Below are 18241 nucleotides of genomic sequence, written 5' to 3' on the forward strand. Positions count from 1 at the left end.
TTTCGTGATGCGCCCGGATATTTCCGTTTTTTATGTCTCAGATATTCAGTAGGATTCTTCATAATCACTTATTTTGATAAAAATCATGCCAGATAAGTACGAAGCGATTCCGATAATCGACTTTCACAGGTTGAAATTCTCTCAAAGTATACACGCGGAACGCCGTTTATTTTGCGGTGCAATATTGCTTTTGCAACGCACAGTTTCCGATAAAAAGGCACTGAAACCGTAACAAAATTTGATCCATCGGCATGGCCTTCGCAACTCCGCGGATAGGCTGGAGGTGCGATAACCCGCATGCGGCGCGCAACCGGGCTTGATTGGGGCGAAAACAAGGCGGCGAATCGCAGGCGGTTTGGTTTAACGGAAGCGCAAGGTCGCCGGGCTAGGGTGGAACCGGTGCAGGCGCCTGCGGGTTCTGACCTTTGATTGCACCTCTTGAAGCGGCACATTATAGTGCCGGGCGGCCTGCGAGGAGAAGGCGAATCCAACGATGAAACGCGTACCGGACAAAAAGTGGCGGGACAGCATGGCCTATGCGCCGCGCTTCTTCCTCAGCATGGCCATCGCGCTCGTCGCCTTCGCCGTGGTGAGCTATCTGTCCACCGGTTCGCTCGCCACAACCGCCTGGCAGACGTTCCTCTGCGCCATCCTCATCCAGATCGGCTACTTCCTCACCACGCTCTTTCTCGTCTGGCGGACGGCGCGGGAGCGCCGGCAGGGAACCGACCCCGGCACGCCGGATGCCGACAAATCCCGCGACGCGGCCAAGAGCAAGGTTCCCGTTTCGATGAACGAGCCCGGCCACTCCAAACCCTGACCCCCGCATTGCCCCTGCGGGTCGTTTTTGTGCCCTTTTCCCCTTTCATGCTGCATTGCAGCGCGGGCAGGTACCGCGCCATGGTCCAACGCGTGACGGGGAGTGCTCATGGCCCGGGAAGAAACGGTCTGCGTCATCATTGCCGCGAAGAATGCAGAAAAGACGATCGGGAAGGCCGTCGGCTCGGCTCTTGCGCAGCCGGAAGTGGCCGAAGTCGTGGTGGTCGACGACGGCTCGGACGACCGCACCATGGCGGCGGCCGCCGCCGCGAACGATGCGAGCGGCCGGCTGGATATCCTGGGTTTCGTCCAAAACCGCGGACCCTCGGCGGCCCGCAACCGGGCGATTGCGGTGTCCCGCGCGCCGCTGATCGCCATTCTCGATGCGGACGACATCTTCTTTCCCGGCCGTTTCCGCCAGATGCTCGCCTGCCCGGACTGGGATTTCATCGCTGACAACATCGCCTTCATGGCCGAGACCGAGCCGCTCCGCCAGCCGGCGCAGTTCGCGCCCCGCCCGCGCCGGCTCGATCTCAAGGCCTTCGTGGAGGGCAACATCTCCCGCCGCGGCGCGCCGCGCGGAGAACTCGGTTTCCTGAAGCCGCTCATGCGCCGCGCCTTTCTCGATGCGTACGGGCTGCGCTACCGCGAGGAGATGCGGCTGGGCGAGGACTACGAGCTCTATGTGCGGGCGCTGGCAAACGGCGCGCGCTATACGGTGATCGAGAGCTGTGGCTACGGCGCGCTGGTGCGTGAGAACTCGCTCAGTGGCCGGCACCGCACGGAGGATCTGGCGGCGCTGCATGCAGCGGAGCGGTCGATCCTTGCGGCGGGCGGTGTTTCCCCGGAGGCGCTCGGCGTCATGCGCCGGCACTGCCGCCAGATCGGCGACCGTCATGCCCTGCGTCATTTCCTCGACAGCAGGCGGGAGCGGGGCGTCGGTGCGGCGCTCGCCTATGCCTTCGGCAATCCTGCCACCCTGCCGGCCATTGCCGGCGGCATCCTGCGCGATAAGGCGGAGGCCGCCTACCGGCGTTTGCGCCCACAGCCGCCGGCGCCGGCAGGCCCGCGCTACCTTTTGCCCGCCTCTCCCGCCGAGCCGGCCTGACGGGGCCGGCCCGGCATCGCCGGCTTTACAGGTAGTCGCGCCGCACGTCTTCCAGCACATCGTAGAGCTGTGCCTTGCGCGCCGCGAGGCGGGTGTCGGCGCTGAGCTGCGGCTCGGCGCGGCTCGCCTGCCAGAGCGCCAGTGTCGAGGGGGCGGCGAGCACCTGCTTGGCCGCAAGGCGAAGGCTCGCGCCGGATGCCGGCCTTGCGGCCTCGGCCACCGCGACATCCCCGGCCTGGCCGGGCGCGGGCCGCGCGACGCTGCGCCCCTCGTAATCGACGCCCCAGAAGCGGGCGCCCTTGACGATGGCCTCCGCGCGGCTGGAGATCGGCACGCGCCGCGGCCGGTGCTCGACCCCTACCGTTGCGGCCCAGTCGCGCCATTTGAAGCCGTTGATGCTGTCCGACGTGCTGACGGCCACCCAGGGCACGCGGAAGGCGTCGGCGAGGATCGCGCCATGCATGGATTCCGCGACGATCCGCTCAGACTGCGCGATCGCCCGGATCACGGCCTTCGCCTCGCCGCGCGGATCGATATAGGTGAGGCCGGCCGTGGTGCAGACGGTGGGCCACAGGCCCGCCACCGCCGATTCCCAATGGGGCACGAAGCTGCAGCCATGACGCTTCGGCAGGTTTGAAAACTCCGGCATGTCGGCTACCAGCACCGCCGGGTCGATGATGCCCAGCGCCTCCGGCACACCCACCTTCTGCGCCGTCAGCGGCCCGCGCACGCAGCGGATGTCCCAGACGCCTTCATCCCGCATGTCCGGCAGCGCGCCGTAGCCGAAGCCGCTGCCGACGACGAGCTTGCGCCCTGCCTCGGGCAGCAAGGCCCTGTTCAGCACGGTGCCGACGCCGACGAGCAGCACGTCCGGATGGACCGCGCGAAAGCCCGGCAGCAGGAAGTCCCAGAGCCAGAGATTGAGGTCGTCGCCGAAATTGCCATGCTGCGATTCCCAGTAATAGGGCTTCATGTCCATCTCCTTGGAAAAGCGGGTCGCAAAAGGACCGGGCGTGCTGCCCGGCGCGAAAAGGGATCAGCGGGAGACCTTGCCGACGGCAAGCGCGAAGGCGCTGGTGATCAACCGCGGATCGCGCAGCGCCCAGCGGGCGAGCATGTCGAGCTGGGGCAGCTTGCGCCGCTTGACGCGCCGCGCCTGCCCCCAGAGCGCCTGGCGCCGGGCTGTCTGCTTGTAGGCGCGCAGCGAGGCGACCTCCGCCGGCCGTTCGGTGAAGCGCGTCTCCAGCCGGTCGAGCGCCAGCCAGGTGTTGAACTGCTGGCGCAGGAATTGCGGGGAATCGTTGTCGACGCCGTGGAAGATGTTGATTCCCTCGCCGCGTACGGCCCCCGCCTCCGCGCCGAGCACGACGCGTCCGGCCGCCAGCACGCAATCGCAGAAGAACAGCACGTCTTCCGCAGCAAGCCGCAGCGCCGCATCGAAGCGCACCTGCTCGATCAGCGGCCGGCCGATGACCATCGAGGAGAGGTGCAGGAAGCTCCAGTTCTTCAGCATGACCTGCGTCAGGCCGGGGATTTCGAGGAGGAGCGGATCCTCCTCGAGCCGCACCACGGTCTCGCTTTCCGCAAGATCGGCGACGCCGAAATGATAGTAGAAGGCATCGCCCCCCGTGATGGAGGCGAAGTAGCAATCGGCCCCGTACCGGGTCATCGCCGCATGGGCGCGCGCGAGATGGCCGGGGGCGAAGGTGTCGTCCGAATCAAGGAAGGCGACGAGCTCGGTTTCCGGGGAGACATGGTCGAGCCCGGTGTTGCGCGCCCCGCCCGGCCCGGCATTTTCCTGGCGCAGGATGCGCACGCGCGCCTGATCTTCCGGTAAAAGCGCAATGATGTCGCCATCGGCCGGATACGGCGATTCGTCGTCAACGACGATAACGTCGAAGTCGTTGAAATTCTGGGCAAAAACAGATCTGAGCGCACGCTCCAGGATGCCCGGCTCCTTCTGATAGAAGGGGATGATAACTGTCAGCTTCGCCATCTTTTCGTCCCTGTGGTTTCTCTAGAAAGAGTTTCGCATGGTCTCCTCCCACGGGGGCGCGGCCGTTTCCGGCGCAGGCATTTCGTCGTCGCCAGGGCTCCTTTTTCGAGCAGGTATCCGCCATGTCCCAGCAGGTGAACGCGAAGTCGGTGACGCGAAACGTCGGCTGGAGCGTCCTATCCAAGACAAGCACATTCGGGCTTAAATTTGTCACGGTGCCCATTCTCGCCCGGCTGCTTTCGCCCGAGGAGTTCGGCGCGGTGGCCGTCGCGCTCGCCCTCGTGCAGTTCCTGGCGATGATCGGCGGGGCGGGTCTCGCCTCGGCTCTCATCCTCGAGCCGCGGGAAGACGAGGAGACGATTCACTCGGTGTTCTGGGCCAATCTGGCATTCGCCTTCCTGATGGCGGCGGGGTTGTTTTTCTGGGCCGAGCCATTGGCCGGCTGGCTCGGTGCAGCCGATGCCGCCCCGCTCCTGCGCCTGATGAGCCTGCTCGTTCCGTTGCAGCTTGCCGGCGACGTCGCCTATGCCCTCGTCGCCCGGCGCATGCAGTTCAGCCAGGATGCGCTTTGGAGCATGGTGTCCGAATCGCTGGCGGCGATCGCCGCGGTCGTGCTGGCGCTCGCCGGCTTCGGCGTCGTCGCACTGGTCGTCCAGCTTTTCGTGGCGGGCGTTATCCGGCTTGCCGGCCTGTTCTTCGTCTCGCGCTACCTGCCGCGCCTCACCTTCCGTCTCGGCGAGGTGACGCGGCTCGCGCGCTTCAGCCTCGGGCTGATGGGCTCGGAGATCGCCAATTTCGTCACCTTCCAGTCGCCGATGGTCGTCATCTCGCGCTTCCTGGGACTGGCGGAAGCCGGGGCCTATTCCGCGGCAAACCGCTTTTCCAGTATTCCCAACCAGGTGGTGCTGTCGGCCGTCATGGGCGTGCTCTTTCCCGCCTTCAGCGCGATGATGCACGATCGCGAACGCCGTTCGCAGGCGCTGATGCTCAGCATGCAGGTGACGACCCTGCTGCTCGCGCCGATGATGTTCGGCCTGTGGGCGCTTGCCGAACCCGCCATGCTCCTGCTGTTCGGCCCGCAATGGGCAGCCGCCTGGCCGGTGCTCGGCCTGCTCGCGCTGTCAAAGGGCATCCTGACGCCTTGCAGCACGTTCATCCCCTATCTGAAAGGCGCCGGCCATGGCGGCGCGCTTTTCCGCTGGGCAGTCGGCCGGGCCGTCGCCACCACCGCCGCCGTCGCCTATGGCGCCTATGAGGGCACGTTGATCGCGGCGATGACGGCACTCTGCATCGTCAATGCGCTGGTGCTGGTCGGCTATTCCCGGCTGGTGTTCAGCGCCGATGGCGCGCCGTTCCTCTCCGGCTTCTATCGCGCGGTGCGCCCGATGCTGATGGCTGCGCTGATGGCGCTTGCCGTGCGCTATGCCCTTGAGCACTACCTCGCCCAGCGGCTGCCGGCCACCCTGCAGCTTGTCGCCGGTATTGCGCTTGGCGGCGTGCTCTACGGCGGGCTGGTCCTCCTGACGGAGCGACCCCTGCTGCGCAAGCTCATCGATCTCGCACGCCGCCCCAAGACATCGCCCGCTTTGCCCTGAGCCCGCCGCATTTCGGCCCCGGCCTGCCGCAATCGGCCTCCCGCCAGACCGATTGCGCATAGTCTTCGAAAAAAACTTCGTGAGCTCCTGCACCCCATAATTGCAGGAAGATCAGTATATTCGAATAGACTTCAAAGAATTGATGCCGCGGTGCTTGGTCTTGCCGGACGGCGGCTGGCATTCCCTTTCCGTACGCGGTGCCGAACCTGTCGCTATGTTGCAATGCAACCTTCTCATCACGCGAATTTGTTGCGTCGCCATATTTTTTTCCGTCCCGTCACCCAGACTCCGCTTCGTAGGCTCGAGTCTGCTCTTGTTTGAACGGCCGCTTGGGGGAGCGGCACACCAGAGGGGTGACGGACACCGTGGATATCGACGCGACCGTTTCACAGCGCATCAACCTGATGCGCATCGTGCTGATCAGCGGCATCATCTTCGTGCATGTGCCCTATGATCCCGCGACCAGCCCCTATGCCGGGCAGTTTGGCGGGATCGACTGGTTGCGCGTCTTCCTCGGTGACAGCCTGTTCCGGATCGGCGTCCCCTGCCTCAGCGCGATTTCCGGCTATCTGCTCTTCCAGCGCGGGTTTGCGGGTTTCGATTATCCAAGGACGTTGCGCAGCAAGGCCTCGACGATCCTTGTGCCGTTCCTCCTGTGGAACACGGCCTTCCTTCTTCTCGTGCTGGCGGCCCAGGCGCGCGGCATCGGCTTCGGCTACCTGCCGGACGTCCTGAGCGCCACGCCGCGCGAATGGATGAACCTTGCCTTCGCCATCGAGACCTGGCCGGTCAATGTCCCGCTCTATTTCCTGCGGGACCTGCTGCTCTGCCTTCTCCTCTCGCCGCTCATCGCCATTGCCGTGCTGCGTTATCCGCGCACCGTGCTGACGTTGATGCTGGCCTATGCGGTGCTGCCGCTGCCGAACGGCATCTTCCTGAAGAAATCCATCCTGTTCGGCTTCAGCTTCGGTGTCTGCGCCGCGCTGCACCGCTTCGACATCCGCCGCCTCGACCGCTTTGCCGTTCCGCTCGTCCTTGCCGTGCTCGCCATGGCCGTGGCGCTGTCGCTCGCCCTCTTTGCCTTCGGCCCGGTGTTCCCGGCCTGGCTGGACATGCTGCGCAGCCTGACGGCGATCGCCGGCATCTTCGGCGCCTGGGCACTTTCTGCGCTCCTGGTGCGCACGGCGCCGGGCGCGGCGCTGGCGAAGCTCGGCGGCCTCAGCTTCTGGATCTTCTGCGCGCACTATCCGCTGCTCATCCTGTTCTGGATGGTCTGGAACCGCTTCGGCAGCGTGGACGACTACCCGCTCTTCTACGCCGCAAGCCCCATCCTCGCGCTGGCCATCCTCGTTGTCAGCCATGCCGCGGCGCGGCGCTTTACACCATCGCTGCACGCCATCCTCACCGGCCGCCGGCTGGGCAGCCCACGGGCGTCCACGGGCCGGCGCCAAACCCCGCCGATGGAGCCGAACGGTTCCGTCGCTCAACGGAGGTAACCCGAATGACCGCTTCCTTGAACACCGTCCTTCGCACCGGCGCGTTCCTGACGGCACTCGCCGCAGCCGCCCCGCTCGCCGCCCAGGAGGGGGCCGGCGGACCCTCCTTCGTCGAGGAGTTCGATACGCTCGACACAGGCTTCTGGTACGTCTCCGACGGCTGGAACAACGGTGCGCACCAGAACTGCACCTGGTCGAAGGACCGGGTCGCGGTCCGGGACGGCAAGTTGCTGCTCTCCTTCGATGCGGCGCCGGCCGGCGAACGAAATTACGCCTGCGGCGAGGTGCAGACCCGCAAGCGCTACGGCTACGGCACCTATGAGGTGCGCATGAAGACGGCGACCGGCTCCGGCCTCAACTCGGCCTTCTTCACCTATATCGGCCCGGCCGACAAGAAACAGCACGACGAGATCGATTTCGAGGTGCTCGGCAAGGACACGTCGCGCGTGCAGCTCAACCAGTATGTCGCCGGCAAGGGCGGCAACGAGAAGCTGGTGCCACTCCCCGGCCCGGCGGATGCCGGCTTCAACGACTATGCCTTCGTCTGGCAGAAGGACCGGCTCCGCTACTATGTCAACGGCGCCCTCGTGCACGAGGTGACCGACCCGGCGGCGCTGCCGGAGAATGCCCAGAAGGTGTTCCTCTCGCTCTGGGGCAGCGACACGCTGACCGGCTGGATGGGCCGCTTCGCCTTCGCCGGCCCGACAAAGCTGGAGGTGGAGCGCGTCGCCTTCACCGTCGAGGGCGATGCCTGTCCCTTCGCCGGCTCCGTCGCCTGCCTGCTGAACTGACCGGGACACGGCCTATGCTTCGCGTGCTCTATCTCGTTCACGATCTTTCCGACCCTGCGGTGCGCCGCCGCGTGCTGATGCTGCAGGCGGGCGGGGCGGAGGTCGTGCTGGCCGGCTTCCGGCGTGGCGGGAATCGGCTGGCGGCGGTGGAGGGTGTCGTTCCCCTGGAGCTCGGCACGACCCGGGACGCCCGCTTCGCCCAGCGCCTTGCCGCCGTCGCCCGCGCCGGTGTCACGCTGCGCCGCCGGCTGGCTGGGCTGGCGCGGCCAGATGTCATCCTCGCGCGCAATCTCGAAATGCTGGCGCTGGCAGGCCGGGCGCAGGCGATCTTCGGCGGCGCTGTGCCTGTCGCCTATGAATGCCTCGACATCCACCGGCTGCTGACCGGCAGCGGCGTGACGAGCCGTGGCCTGCGCGCGGCAGAGCGCCATTTCGCCCGCAACGCCGGTCTCCTCCTCACCAGCTCGCCAGCCTTTGTGGAGCATTATTTCCAGCCGCTTTCCGGCATCAGGGCGCCTGTCCATCTCGTTGAAAACCGCGTGCTGGAGCTGGACGGCCCGGCGGACGAGCTGCGCCTGCGGGCAAAAAAGCCGCCGGGCGAGCCCTGGCGCATCGGCTGGTTCGGCGCGATCCGTTGCCGCAAGTCGCTCGATCTGCTTGCCGCCTTCACGCGGCGCATGGAAGGCCGGTTCGAGGTGGTTCTGCGCGGCCGCCCCGCCCGGTCGGAGTTCGAGGATTTCGACGGCCTCGTGGCGCGCGAACCCTTCATCCGTTTCGAAGGCGCCTACCGCAATCCGGAGGACCTCGCCACCATCTATCGCGGGGTCGACCTTGCCTGGGCGATCGACTTCTTCGAGGAGGGGCTGAACTCCGCCTGGCTGCTGCCCAACCGGCTCTACGAAGGATGCCGCCATGGCGCCGTGCCTATCGTTCTGGGCGGAACGGAGACGGCGCGGCTTGCCGGCCGGCGCGGCATCGGCATTGCCCTGCGCGATGCGCGCCTCGAAACGCTGGTGACGCGTTTCTCCGCCTTCGACGATGACGGCTACCGAACGCTGCAGGCCGCGCTCGCCAGGCTCGGGCCGAAGCCCTGGATCCATGACCGGGCCGATTGCGCCGGGCTCGTCCAGCGCCTTGCCGCGCTTCAAGCGCCGACGGCGGAACCCACGCCTGTTCCTTCCCTTCTCGCAAGCAAGGTGGATTGCCATGACCATTGATCCCGTGACATCCGTGCGGTGCCTGATCGTGATCCCGTGCCTCAACGAGGCGCGTTACCTGGAGCCGCTGGTGCGGCAGCTCGAGCCGGCGCTCGCCGAGCTCAACGCCACGCTCGTCGTTGCCGACGGCGGCAGCAAGGACGGCACGCGGGACATTGCCGCCCGGCTTGCGGCGAGCGTGCCGAACCTCACTCTCCTCGATAATCCCAAGCGTATCCAGAGCGCCGCCGTGAATCTTGCCGTCGAGACCTTCGGCATGGACCACGACTACCTGATCCGCATCGATGCGCACGGCACCTATCCCGCGGACTATTGCCGCGTGCTCCTCGAGGAAGCGCTTTCGACCGGAGCCGATTCCGTCGTGGTCGCCATGCAGACCGTCGGCTTCGGCACCTTCCAGAAAGCCACCGCCGTCGCGCAGAACTCGGTGCTCGGCAATGGCGGCGCCAAGCATCGCGCCGGTGCGGAAAGCCACTGGGCCGAGCACGGCCACCACGCGCTGATGCGCATTTCCGCCTTCCGCACGGTCGGCGGTTATGACGAGAGCTTCACCGCCAACGAGGATGCCGAATACGACTATCGCCTGCTGGCTGCCGGCTACCGGATCTGGATGACCGCACGCACCGCGATGGTCTACTATCCACGCGCCAGCGCCGGGCCGCTGTTCAGGCAATATTTCCGTTATGGCCGCGGGCGGGCACGCAATTTCCTCAAGCACCGCGCCCGCCCGAGCCTGCGCCAGCTTCTGCCGCTGATGGTGGCGCCGGTGGCGGTCGGGGCGTTCCTGGCGGCCATCACCTGGATCGCCGCCGTGCCCTTCGCACTGTGGGCGGCGGCCTGCCTCGGCTATGGCGCCTGGATGGCGCTCGGCCAGCGCAATCCCTATGGTCCGCTCGCCGCCGTCTCGGCCATGATCATGCATTTCGCCTGGTCTGCCGGCTTCTGGCGCGAGCTTCTCGATTTCCGCCAGCACCGGGTGCCCGCATGACGGCCCCCGCTCCCCTCCGTGTCGATATCGCAGTCTGCACCTTCCGGCGGGCGAAAGCGCTCGGCGAGACGCTTGCCTCGCTCGTGGCGTTGACGGTGCCGTCGGGCGTTGCACTGCGTATCATCGTCGCCGACAATGATGTCGAGCCGAGCGCCCACGCACGCGTCGAGGCCGCGCGGGCAGGCTTGCCGATGGCGCTTTCCTATGTGCACTGCCCGGCCGGCAACATTTCGCTCGCCCGCAATGCCTGCCTGGACGAAGCCGAAGCCGATTTCCTCGCCTTCGTCGACGATGACGAGACGGTGGAGCCGCAATGGCTTGAAAACCTGCTTGCCGCGGCGGCGACGGGCGCCGCGGATGTGGTCCTCGGCCCGGTCAGGGCGCAATATGGGCCGGACGCCCCCGGCTGGATGCGGCGCGGCGATTTCCATTCCACCCGCCCCGTCTGGGTGAAGGGGGAGATCCGCACCGGCTATACCTGCAACGTGCTCTTGCGCCTTGCCGCCCCGGCCATCGCCGGCCGCCGGTTCGACCATGCGCTCGGCCGCAGTGGCGGCGAGGACACCGCCTTCTTCATGCAGGTGTACGCCGCCGGCGGGCGCATCGCCTTTGCCGATGAGGCCTGGGTCAACGAGCCGGTGCCGCCCGCCCGCGCCCGATTTTCCTGGCTGGCGCAGCGCCGGCTGCGCATGGGCCAGACCCATGGCCGGCTTCTTGCCGGTCGCGGCGCGGGTCGGACCGCCGCCGCGGGGCTGGCCGCCGCGAAAGCCGCCATGTGCCTTGCGGCGGCAACGGCCTTCGTCCTCCTGCCGGTACCACGCAACCGCTTCCTCCTGCGCGGCCTGCTGCATGCCGGCGTGGTCGGCGGCCTTTTTGGCGCCCGCGCCATCGAACCCTACGGGCAGCTGGAGGCCGCGGCGCGATGAACGGGACTCTTCTGTCTGATACCATCCCCGATGTCTCCGTCGTGATCGCCGCCTACAATGCGGCCGATACGATCGGCGATGCGATCGGCAGCGCCGCCGCGCAGGAGGGCGTGACGGTGGAGATCATCGTTGTCGACGATTGTTCCTCCGACGCGACCCGTGCGACCGTCGCCGCGCTCGGCACGCCGGGGCTGACACTTCTGCCGCTCGATCGCAACCGCGGTCCGGGTGGTGCGCGCAATGCGGGTTTTGCGGCCGCGCGAGGCCGCTGGATTGCGGTGCTCGACGCCGACGACACGCTGCAGCCGGATCGCCTTTGCCGCATGATCGCCATGGCCGAGGCGAAGGATGCGGCGGTCGTCGTGGACAATCTCGACGTGCTGCATGCCGATGGCCGCAGGGAGCGGATGTTCGCCCCGGCGCTGCTCGCTGCCATGCTGGCCCTGACGCTGCCCGTCTTCATCGACGCCAACCGGATTTTTCACGCTACGCACAATTTCGGCTACATGAAGCCGGTCTTCCGCCGCTCCTTCCTGGAGGACAAGGACTTGGCCTTCGACGAGGCGTTGCGCATCGGCGAGGATTATCTCCTGCTCGCCTCCGTGCTCGCCGCGGGCGGAACCTCTGCCGTCGTGCCCGAGGCGGGTTATGTCTACCGCATCCGCGAGGGCTCGATCTCGCGCGTGCTGCGCCTTGACCATGTCGATGCGATGCTGGCCGGCGACCGGCGGTTTCTCGCCCGTTTCCCGCTTCGCGGCGCGGCCGCGGACGCCCAGCGCCGGCGCACGCGCAACCTCGAGGAAACGCGGTCCTTCCTCGCGCTGATCCAGCATCTGAAGAACCGTTCGCTCGGACCCGCCCTCAGGGTGGCGCTGGGCGATCCCGTCGCGCTCCGGCATCTTTCGATGCCGATCGCCGCCCGGTGGCGCCGCCTGATGGCGCTGTCGGCCCATCCGAGGACGGCCGCGCCCCGCGCGGACCTCTCCCCAACGACAGCGGAGGATCTGCCGCTTGAGAACAAAGGATAATGCCATGGAGCGAACCAAGACCGTCCGCAAGGCCGTCATCCCGGTTGCCGGCAACGGCACCCGTTTCCTGCCGGCCACCAAGGCCATGCCGAAGGAAATGCTGACCATCGTCGATCGCCCGGTCGTGCAATATGCGCTCGACGAGGCACGCGAGGCCGGCATCGAGCACGTCGTCTTCGTCACCAGCCGCAACAAGCAGGTCATCGAGGACCATTTCGACGACACGCCGGAGCTGATCTCCTCGCTGGAGCGCTCCGGCAAGGACGCCGCGGTCAGCGAACTCGGCCGGCTGCTGCCGGCGGCGGGTGCGGTGAGCTTCACCCGCCAGCAGGCCCCGCTCGGCCTTGGCCATGCGGTCTGGTGTGCGCGTGACCTCATCGGCGACGAACCCTTCGCGCTGCTCCTGCCGGACATGGTATCCTTCGGCCCGCGCGGCTGCCTTTCCGGCCTGATGGACCTTTATGGCGAGGTCGGCGGCAATGTGGTTGGCGTCGAACAATGCGCGCCCGAGGAGACCTCGCAATACGGCATCGTCGGCAGGGGCTTGGGCGTGCGCCATGGCTTTGCCGTCACCCACATGGTCGAGAAGCCCGCGCCGGGCACGGCACCGTCCAATCTCTTCCTCAACGGGCGTTACATCCTCCAGCCGGAAGTGTTCGGCCATCTCGCCCGCCAGCAGCGCGGCGCCGGCAACGAGATCCAGTTGACCGACAGCATGCTGAAGCTCTCCGCCACGCAGCCCTTCCATGCCCATCTCTACGAGGGGCGGACCTATGATTGCGGTTCGAAGCAGGGCTTCATCGAGGCGAATGTCGCCTTCGCGCTGGCCCGGCCGGAGCTCGGTGGCGCGCTCGTCGAGCCCCTGCGTGATCTCGTCATGGCCCACGGCGGCGGCGTGCGTGCCGCCTGACGCGAGACCCCGGGCCGGGCTTGCCGGCCCGGGGGCCTCCCAGGGCAAAGCAGCGACCCATGAGCCGAAAGGCAGAACGGAGCCCCATGCACCACCGCACCGTGCCGTACGGCAGTCTTTTCCGCAGGGAGCCGGATACGTCCGACAGCTTCATCGATCTCAACCGCCTGATGACGATCCTCATGCGGCGGGCGCGGCTGATCGCGCTCTCCGTCGTCGTGGCGCTGGCGCTTGGTGTCCTCTATCTCGTTTTCGCGACGCCGCTCTATACGGCGATGACCCAGATCCTGCTCGACGACGACCTGTCGCGGTATGCCGAGGAGGCCGAGACCACGCCGCAAAGCAGCCAGCAGGCGGACACGCGCCTTGCGAGCGCCATCGAGATTCTGAAATCGGGCCGGCTGGCGCTGCGCGTGGTCGATGATCTCGATCTTTCGCAGAACGAGACGATCCTCAACCCGCCGCAATCGCCTGTCTCGCTCGCGAAGGGCTGGGTCAAGTCGCTTGCCTCCCTGGGCTCTGGTGGGGCCGCCCCCTCGGCAGAGGCGGAAGCAGAGGGCCGGCGGCAGAAGGCGGCAGCGATGCTGCAGCAGGGCCTCGGCGTCGAGCGTGTCGCGCGCAGCTCCGTCGTCGCGGTGTCCTTCCGCTCCCCCGACCCGCAGCTTTCGGCGACCATTGCAAAAGCCTATGCCGAGGCCTTCTTTGCCGAGCAGCTCAGCGCCAATGTCCATGCCAGCGAACAGGCCAGTGCCTGGCTGCAGGAACGGCTTGCCGATATCCAGCAGCGCTCGCAGGCAGCCGCGCTGGAGGTCGAGCGCTACCGCAACGAGAACGGCCTGACCGCTGCGCGCGGAGAGCTCATGTCGGAGCAGCAGCTTGCCGACCTCAACAGCCAGCTCATCGTGGCGCAGGCGGATGCGGCAAGCGCTTCCGCCCGCTACAACCAGTTTCGCGCCATCGTCGAGCAGGGGCCGGAAAGGGCGGTCGCCAATGCGACCATCCCGGCGCGGCAGGGTGACAATTCCATCGTGCAGGACCTGCGCGGCCGCTACAACGCCGTCGTCAAGCGCGAGGGGGAGATCACCCGTTCCTTCGGCGCCGACCATCCCCAGGCGACGGCACTCCGGGCCGAGAAGGAAGATCTTGCCCGGCAGATCTACCAGGAACTGCAGCAGCTGACGGCGAGCTACCGAAACGACTACGACGTCGCCCGCTCGCGGGAGATTTCGCTGCGCGAAAGCATCGAGAAGGTCGCCGGCAGCAATGCCGAAGCGAACCGTTCCTCTGTGCAGCTGCGCACACTGGAACAGAAGGCCACGGCGCTGAAGACGCTGTCGGACGCCTATCTCGCCCGCTACGAGCAGGCGACACAGCAGCAATCCTTCCCCATCGCCAAGGCACGGGTGATTTCCGACGCCGGCGTGCCGACGGCGGCCTCCAGTCCGAGCAGGACGCTGACGATAGGCCTGTCGCTGGTGCTCGGCCTGATGGGCGGCGGTGCGCTGACCTTCCTGCAGGAAATGCGCGAGCGCTCCTTCCGGGTCGGTAACGACATCCGCGCCGTGCTGGGACTGCGCCCGCTCGGATACCTGCCGCTGGTCGGCGCCCGCAAGGAGCGCGCGCAGCCCGCCCGGCCTGAGGACGGCGGTGCGGACGAAGGCGACGTCATTCCCTTCGAGCGCATGACGCGCATCGTGCTCGACGCGCCGGGCTCGGCTTTTGCCGAGACCCTGCGTCATGCCCGGCTCGCCAGCGACATGATGCTGCATGGACGGGAAAGCCGCGTGATCGGCATCGTCTCCGCCCTGCCGCAGGAGGGCAAGTCCACCGTCGCGATCAACTTCGCCGCGCTGCTCGCCGCCAGTGGCAAGCGCACGCTGCTGATCGACGCGGACCTGCGCCGGCCGAGCCTGACCGGCATGCTGAACCCCGCCCCGCAGGCGGGCCTCGTTGAGGTGCTGCTCGGGCAGGCCGCCTGGAACCAGGCCATCAAGGTCGACCGCCGCAGCAAGCTTGCCGTCCTGCCGGCCGGCGGCCGCATGCGCGGCGGCGAGGTCCACCACCCCAACGAGCTGATGGCCTCCGCCGGCATGAAGCGGCTCTTCGACGAGCTGCGCCAGACCTTCGACTACGTCATCGTCGATCTCGCGCCGCTCGCCCCTGTCGTCGACGTGAAGACCTTCGAGCCGCTGGCCGACGGCTTCCTCTTCGTGGTGGAATGGGGCAAGACCCCCTCGCCGCTGGTGCGCGACCTGCTTGCCGCCGAAAGCCGCATCGAGGCGAAGATCGTCGGCGTCGTGCTCAACAAGACGGACATGACGGCGCTCCCCCGCTACAGCGATTTCGGCGCGGCGGAGAAATATCGCAGCCTCTACGATCAGTATTGCACCGATTCCGTCCCGCCGGTGCCCGCGCGGCAGAAGAGCGCGCCGACGCAAGGGTGACGCTGCGGGTCTGGCCTGACAGGTCGGGCCCGCACTGCTAGTCTCCCGTCGCCGAGCACTCGTAGAGGGAGGCCCCCGTCTGCGCATCCACACCGGACAGGCTGACATTGTAGCCCCACAGCCGGCGCACATGGGCGAGGGTCGCGTCACGGTCGGTCTCGTTCAGCAGGATGCCGCTCTTCACGCGGTGGCGCAGCCGAAGCTGCCGGTCGCCCAGGAGGTCGACATCGACCACCTGGATGTCCGGCCGGTTGACGCCGGGATCGTAGTTGCGGGCGAGTGCGGCGCGCACGGCGGAGTAGCCCCGCTCGTCGTGGATGGAGGCGACCTCGCAGAACCGTTCGTCGGCACGGTCGGTGAGGTGGAACAGGCGGAAGTGGCGCATCAGCGTCGGGCTGAGATATTGCAGGATGAAGGATTCGTCGCGGTGGTTTTCCCAGGCGTCGAGCAATGTCGCCCGCCAGTCGCCATTGCCGGCGATGGTGGGAAACCAGTCCCGGTCCTCGTCGGTCGGCCGGGTGCAGATGCGCTCGATGTCCTGCATCATCGCAAAACCGAGTGCATAGGGATTGAGACCCGAAAAGCGCGGATCGTCGAAATCCGGCTGGAACACCACATTGGCGTGGCTCGCCAGCAGCTCCAGCATCGCGCCCTCGCTCATCCTGCCCTGGTCGAACAGCCGGTTGATGATGAAATAGTGCACGAAGGTGGCGCAGCCCTCGTTCATCACCTTGGTCTGGCCCTGCGGATAGAAATACTGGGCGATGACACGCACGATGCGCAGGATCTCACGCTGCCAGGGTTCGAGGATCAGGCTGTGTTTTTCCAGGAAGTAGAGCAGGTTCTCTTCCGGCAGGTTCAGCGCCTGCTTGCGCTCCAGCGCCTCCTGCTCGGCCGCCTCGATGCCGGCATGGCCGTTGGTGGTGGGCAGGGTGCGCCAGAGGTCGCTATAGGTCTGTTCCTCGTATTCCAGCCGCTCACGCGCCCGCTCGGTCACCTTCTCCGAGGATAGCCGCGGCGGGCGGCGATAGTGGAAGACGCCCTGGTCCATCAGGGCATGTGCCGCGTCGAGGATCTCCTCCACCGCCGCCGTGCCGTGCCGCTCCTCGCATCTGGCGACGTATTTCTTGGCGAAATCCATGTAGCCGAGGATGGCGCTCGCATCCGTCCACTGGCGGAACAGGTAGTTGTTCTTGAAGAAATGGTTGTGGCCGAAGGAGGCATGGGCGGTGACGAGCGCCTGCATCGGCATGGTGTTCTCTTCCATGAGATAGGTGATGCAGGGATTGGAATTGATGACGAGTTCATAGGCGAGCCCGCGGTAGCCCTTGCGGTAGAGATGGCTTTCGAAGACGAAGCGTTTGCCGAAGGACCAGTGCTGATACATCAGCGGCATGCCGACCGAGGAATAGGCGTCCAGCATCTGTTCGGATGAGATGACCTCGATCTGGTTCGGGTAGACGTCGAGCCCCATTTCGCCGAGGGCGATCGTCTCGATCGCGTCATAGGCCCGCGACAGGGTCGCGAAGTTCCATTCGGAACCGTCGAACAGCAGGGAAGAGGCCGGTCGCTTCGCCATCCCTATGCTCCCCTCAGACGCGCGCGGCGCGGGGTTGATGCCGGGCGAAGAGCTTGCGGAAGACGGGGTAGATGTCGGCGGGTCGGGAAATGCGCGTCATCTGGAAGTTCGGTACCGCTCCGTCGACGGTGCGATAGGCGCGCCACAGCGACGTGCCGTTGTCGGTGGTGCCGAAAATCTCGCTTTCGCGCTCGTCGATGATCTCGACATAGGCATAATACTGGCAAAGCCGCATCAGCTCGTCGCGCAGCAGCGAGGCGCAACGCTCGGAATCGCCATTGGCATTGTCGCCGTCCGAGGCTTGTGCGGCGTAGATGTTCCAGATGTTGGAAGGATAGCGGTCCATGATGATGCGCTGCATCTCCTCCAGCGCGGTGGAGACGACCGTTCCCCCGCTCTGCTTGCTGAAGAAGAAGGTCTCCTCGTCCACCTCGTGCGCCTCGTCCGTGTGGCGGATGAAGACGATGTCGATCCGCTCGTAGCGGCGCTTGAGGAAGAGATGCAGCAGAACGAAGAAGCGTTTTGCCAGATCCTTCTCGCGTTCGCCCATCGAGGCGGAGACATCCATCAGGCAGAACATCACCGCGCTCGCATTGGGCTGCGGTTTGCGCTCGTAGCGATTGAACCGCACGTCGACCGGGTCGACATAGGCGATGCGTCGACGCCGGCGCTCCAGCACCTCCAGCTCCTGGCGCAGCTGCGTGAGCCGGTTGCGCTGCGGCAGCGACAACCGCTCCTCTGCTTCCAGTTCGGCGATCTCGTCGGCAAGCACCCGGCATTCCCGTTCGCTCGGGCGGCGCAGCGCCATGCGGCGCCCGAAGCTGTTGCGCATGGTGCGCCCGACATTGATGTTGGTGGGCGTGCCTGACGTCGTCAGCCCGGCGCGGTGCGGCTTGTAGGTGACGGTTTCCCGGAGGTTGAGCTTCACGAGGTCCGGAAGCTCCAGATCTTCGAAGAAGAGGTCCAGCACCTCTTCGCGGGACAGGATGAAGAGGAAGTCGTCCGCCGCCTCGCCGCGCCCCGGGCCGCGTCCGTTGCCCCCGCCACCGGCGCCCGCCTCGGGCTTGCGGATCTTGTCACCCGGCGAGAAGGTCTGGTTGCCGGGCAGCACATGATGGCGTTCACCGCTGACGCCGGAGTGGCGGAAGCTCGGCTCGTCCGCGCCGCGCCGTGGGATCGGCACGCCATGGGCCGCGTCCACGTCGGCGATCTTGTCGGACTTCACCTGGTCGCGGATCGTGCGCTTCAGTTCGTCATGCACGCGCTTGAGGAAACGCTGCCGATTGCCGAGGCTCCGGTCCTTGGGATTGAGCCGGCGGTCGATGAAATGAGGCATACGCCAAT

The 18241-nt window shown here is 66.6% G+C and carries 15 protein-coding genes; 11 read left to right on the forward strand and 4 right to left on the reverse strand.

The window, feature by feature from the left end:
- The first annotated feature begins 493 nt into the window (after window positions 1-493).
- Window positions 494-820 carry an exopolysaccharide production repressor protein gene (locus tag K0P03_RS29945; RefSeq protein WP_024270521.1) on the forward strand — a complete coding sequence of 109 codons (327 nt, stop codon included), beginning with the start codon at window positions 494-496 and terminating at the stop codon, window positions 818-820.
- 102 nt (window positions 821-922) lie between these two features.
- A complete protein-coding gene (locus tag K0P03_RS29950) occupies window positions 923-1927 on the forward strand; it encodes a glycosyltransferase family 2 protein (protein WP_443020625.1) in 1005 nt (334 codons plus the stop codon).
- A gap of 25 nt (window positions 1928-1952) precedes the next feature.
- Here K0P03_RS29950 and K0P03_RS29955 read toward each other — a convergent pair whose 3' ends face one another.
- Together K0P03_RS29955 and K0P03_RS29960 are read right to left on the reverse strand one after the other, a co-directional pair.
- Window positions 1953-2900, reverse strand: a complete 948-nt coding sequence (locus tag K0P03_RS29955) for a polysaccharide pyruvyl transferase family protein (RefSeq protein WP_272791504.1) — start codon at window positions 2898-2900, stop codon at window positions 1953-1955.
- A gap of 63 nt (window positions 2901-2963) precedes the next feature.
- Window positions 2964-3923, reverse strand: coding sequence for a glycosyltransferase family 2 protein (locus K0P03_RS29960; protein WP_272791505.1), 960 nt, complete (start codon window positions 3921-3923; stop codon window positions 2964-2966).
- A 122-nt stretch (window positions 3924-4045) separates the two neighbouring features.
- On the opposite strand from K0P03_RS29960, the gene K0P03_RS29965 reads away from it, so the two are divergent.
- The 9 genes from K0P03_RS29965 to K0P03_RS30005 all read left to right on the forward strand — a co-directional run bounded on the left by K0P03_RS29965 (window position 4046) and on the right by K0P03_RS30005 (window position 15318).
- Entirely contained in the window at window positions 4046-5518 is a 1473-nt protein-coding gene (locus tag K0P03_RS29965; protein ID WP_272791506.1) for a lipopolysaccharide biosynthesis protein, read from the forward strand.
- A 371-nt stretch (window positions 5519-5889) separates the two neighbouring features.
- A complete protein-coding gene (locus tag K0P03_RS29970; RefSeq protein ID WP_051758581.1) occupies window positions 5890-7014 on the forward strand; it encodes an acyltransferase family protein in 1125 nt (374 codons plus the stop codon).
- Between the two features lie 5 nt (window positions 7015-7019).
- Window positions 7020-7805 carry a glycoside hydrolase family 16 protein gene (locus K0P03_RS29975; RefSeq protein ID WP_272791507.1) on the forward strand — a complete coding sequence of 262 codons (786 nt, stop codon included), beginning with the start codon at window positions 7020-7022 and terminating at the stop codon, window positions 7803-7805.
- A 14-nt stretch (window positions 7806-7819) separates the two neighbouring features.
- Window positions 7820-9022, forward strand: coding sequence for a glycosyl transferase family 1 (locus K0P03_RS29980; RefSeq protein ID WP_272791508.1), 1203 nt, complete (start codon window positions 7820-7822; stop codon window positions 9020-9022).
- On the forward strand, window positions 9012-10010 hold the full coding sequence (locus K0P03_RS29985) for a glycosyltransferase family 2 protein (RefSeq protein WP_272791509.1): 999 nt from the start codon (window positions 9012-9014) through the stop codon (window positions 10008-10010). The genes K0P03_RS29980 and K0P03_RS29985 overlap by 11 nt, the downstream gene beginning before the upstream one ends.
- A complete protein-coding gene (locus tag K0P03_RS29990; RefSeq protein WP_272791510.1) occupies window positions 10007-10936 on the forward strand; it encodes a glycosyltransferase in 930 nt (309 codons plus the stop codon). Before K0P03_RS29985 ends, K0P03_RS29990 begins: the two co-directional genes overlap by 4 nt.
- On the forward strand, window positions 10933-11964 hold the full coding sequence (locus K0P03_RS29995) for a glycosyltransferase family 2 protein (RefSeq protein WP_272791511.1): 1032 nt from the start codon (window positions 10933-10935) through the stop codon (window positions 11962-11964). Before K0P03_RS29990 ends, K0P03_RS29995 begins: the two co-directional genes overlap by 4 nt.
- A gap of 4 nt (window positions 11965-11968) precedes the next feature.
- Window positions 11969-12874, forward strand: a complete 906-nt coding sequence (locus K0P03_RS30000) for a UTP--glucose-1-phosphate uridylyltransferase (RefSeq protein WP_272791512.1) — start codon at window positions 11969-11971, stop codon at window positions 12872-12874.
- A 59-nt stretch (window positions 12875-12933) separates the two neighbouring features.
- Window positions 12934-15318, forward strand: coding sequence for a polysaccharide biosynthesis tyrosine autokinase (locus tag K0P03_RS30005; protein ID WP_272791513.1), 2385 nt, complete (start codon window positions 12934-12936; stop codon window positions 15316-15318).
- Window positions 15319-15355: 37 nt separating this feature from the next.
- Here the strand turns inward: K0P03_RS30005 and K0P03_RS30010 are convergent, their stop codons facing one another.
- Together K0P03_RS30010 and K0P03_RS30015 are read right to left on the reverse strand one after the other, a co-directional pair.
- Complete coding sequence (locus K0P03_RS30010) at window positions 15356-16897, reverse strand: SpoVR family protein (RefSeq protein ID WP_272791514.1); 1542 nt, start codon at window positions 16895-16897, stop codon at window positions 15356-15358.
- A 13-nt stretch (window positions 16898-16910) separates the two neighbouring features.
- Window positions 16911-18233 carry a YeaH/YhbH family protein gene (locus tag K0P03_RS30015; RefSeq protein WP_023513230.1) on the reverse strand — a complete coding sequence of 441 codons (1323 nt, stop codon included), beginning with the start codon at window positions 18231-18233 and terminating at the stop codon, window positions 16911-16913.
- Between the last annotated feature and the right edge of the window lie 8 nt (window positions 18234-18241).

The sequence above is a fragment of the Shinella sp. HY16 genome, from assembly GCF_028534175.1.
In the GTDB taxonomy this organism is placed as follows: Bacteria; Pseudomonadota; Alphaproteobacteria; order Rhizobiales; family Rhizobiaceae; genus Shinella.

Excerpts from the sequence above, each read along its gene's own strand:
- K0P03_RS29945 (WP_024270521.1), top strand. The coding sequence starts at position 494 with ATGAAACGCGTACCGGACAAAAAGTGGCGGGACAGCATGGCCTATGCG.
- K0P03_RS29955 (WP_272791504.1), bottom strand. The coding sequence starts at position 2,900 with ATGAAGCCCTATTACTGGGAATCGCAGCATGGCAATTTCGGCGACGAC.
- K0P03_RS29960 (WP_272791505.1), bottom strand. The coding sequence starts at position 3,923 with ATGGCGAAGCTGACAGTTATCATCCCCTTCTATCAGAAGGAGCCGGGC.
- K0P03_RS29965 (WP_272791506.1), top strand. The coding sequence starts at position 4,046 with ATGTCCCAGCAGGTGAACGCGAAGTCGGTGACGCGAAACGTCGGCTGG.
- K0P03_RS29975 (WP_272791507.1), top strand. The coding sequence starts at position 7,020 with ATGACCGCTTCCTTGAACACCGTCCTTCGCACCGGCGCGTTCCTGACG.
- K0P03_RS29980 (WP_272791508.1), top strand. The coding sequence starts at position 7,820 with ATGCTTCGCGTGCTCTATCTCGTTCACGATCTTTCCGACCCTGCGGTG.
- K0P03_RS29985 (WP_272791509.1), top strand. The coding sequence starts at position 9,012 with ATGACCATTGATCCCGTGACATCCGTGCGGTGCCTGATCGTGATCCCG.
- K0P03_RS29990 (WP_272791510.1), top strand. The coding sequence starts at position 10,007 with ATGACGGCCCCCGCTCCCCTCCGTGTCGATATCGCAGTCTGCACCTTC.
- K0P03_RS29995 (WP_272791511.1), top strand. The coding sequence starts at position 10,933 with ATGAACGGGACTCTTCTGTCTGATACCATCCCCGATGTCTCCGTCGTG.
- K0P03_RS30000 (WP_272791512.1), top strand. The coding sequence starts at position 11,969 with ATGGAGCGAACCAAGACCGTCCGCAAGGCCGTCATCCCGGTTGCCGGC.
- K0P03_RS30005 (WP_272791513.1), top strand. The coding sequence starts at position 12,934 with ATGAGCCGAAAGGCAGAACGGAGCCCCATGCACCACCGCACCGTGCCG.
- K0P03_RS30010 (WP_272791514.1), bottom strand. The coding sequence starts at position 16,897 with ATGGCGAAGCGACCGGCCTCTTCCCTGCTGTTCGACGGTTCCGAATGG.
- K0P03_RS30015 (WP_023513230.1), bottom strand. The coding sequence starts at position 18,233 with ATGCCTCATTTCATCGACCGCCGGCTCAATCCCAAGGACCGGAGCCTC.